General features: G+C 58.0%; 2 protein-coding genes. One reads left to right on the forward strand and one right to left on the reverse strand.

The window, feature by feature from the left end; all coding sequences use genetic code 11:
• The coding region (locus ACSFA3_RS24190) for an SDR family NAD(P)-dependent oxidoreductase (RefSeq protein WP_435507926.1) at positions 1-233 on the reverse strand (233 nt) is incomplete at its 3' end.
• A gap of 458 nt (positions 234-691) precedes the next feature.
• Between ACSFA3_RS24190 and ACSFA3_RS24195 the strand changes: the two genes are divergently transcribed.
• Positions 692-1,244, forward strand: a 553-nt coding sequence (locus tag ACSFA3_RS24195; protein WP_435507927.1) for an adenosine deaminase family protein, incomplete at its 3' end; no start/stop codon positions are given.

The following is a 1,244-nucleotide window of genomic DNA, read 5'->3' on the forward strand; positions in this document are numbered from 1 at the left end:
ATGCCCCGTAGTGCAGCAGCTGCGGCGTCGAGCGCGTCGCGCCCACGCCCGCACACGATCACCCGGGCCCCCTCCTCGCAAAAGGCTTTCGCGGTGGCAAGACCGATGCCCTTGCTTCCGCCAGTGATGAGGACAACCTTGCCCTTCAGTTCCAAATTCATTGCATTGTTCCCGGTCGCGTAGTGTCGAAACGAGCATCGCCCAACCCTACCTTGGCCATGAGTCCGCAGCATCGGGCGATGTGATGCGGATTGTTTCGCTCCTGTCGGAGAGAGGAAACCTATCCTGTCCGGGTGATGGACAAATTCTTGGTTTCTGAACGCACGTGTGTGTTCTCCAGAAGCTTGTCCAGTTTCCGGACAGAACGCGTTGATGGACTGCCGACTGCCGCATCGCCCGCTGCGACGGCGTGCCGTCCGGCTCACCGATCGGCAGTCGCGCGTAGCTGCGGTTTTTCCTGATCAGGCCCGACCCCAAGCTATCCGCCACGACGCGATGACGTTGCTAGAGTCGTTGAAATGTCGTTCTGTAGAAATTTCTGCACGCTGTCGAAGCCTGAGATGTTCTATTTTTTCGAACAGACTTCACGCAATTCTGATTCCACACCCCCCCTTCACGCTGTTAGCCTTTGAAGGACGAAGCGATGCGTTTGCACCCGATCGAACGTCTCCGAAACAACCCAATCCTGCCCATGACCGATCGCGCCCAATTTATTCGTCAACTGCCAAAGGCTGAGCTGCACATGCATCTCGAGGGCAGCATCGAGCCACAAATGATGCTCAGCCTTGCCAAACGCAATGGTCTCAGCCTGCGCTGGCAAACCGCAGATGCGCTCCGCAGCGCCTATGAGTTTTCGAGCCTGCAAGATTTCCTGAACCTGTACTTCGAAGGCTGCAAGGTGCTGGTGCAGCAGCAAGATTTTTATGACATCACGCGTGCCTATCTGCACAGGTGCGCCACGGACAACGTGCTGCATGCGGAGATGTTCATCGGGCCGCAAAGCTTCACCGACCGCGGCGTGACGATCGAATCGCTGATGGCAGGTGTACTTGGCGCGATGGACGATGCACGCCGGGAAGACAACGTCAGTTCCGGTCTTCTCATCAGCGCCCATCGCCACCGCACGGAAGCAGATGCCCTTGCGCTCCTGGACAGCATCACGCCATGGCAAGACCGCATAGCGGGTATCGGCATGGGCGGCCCCGAAGTGGGGAATCCGCCTTCGAAGTTCGTGAACTTCTTTG

The organism is Variovorax glucosi (assembly GCF_051216695.1).
GTDB lineage: Bacteria > Pseudomonadota > Gammaproteobacteria > Burkholderiales > Burkholderiaceae_C > Variovorax.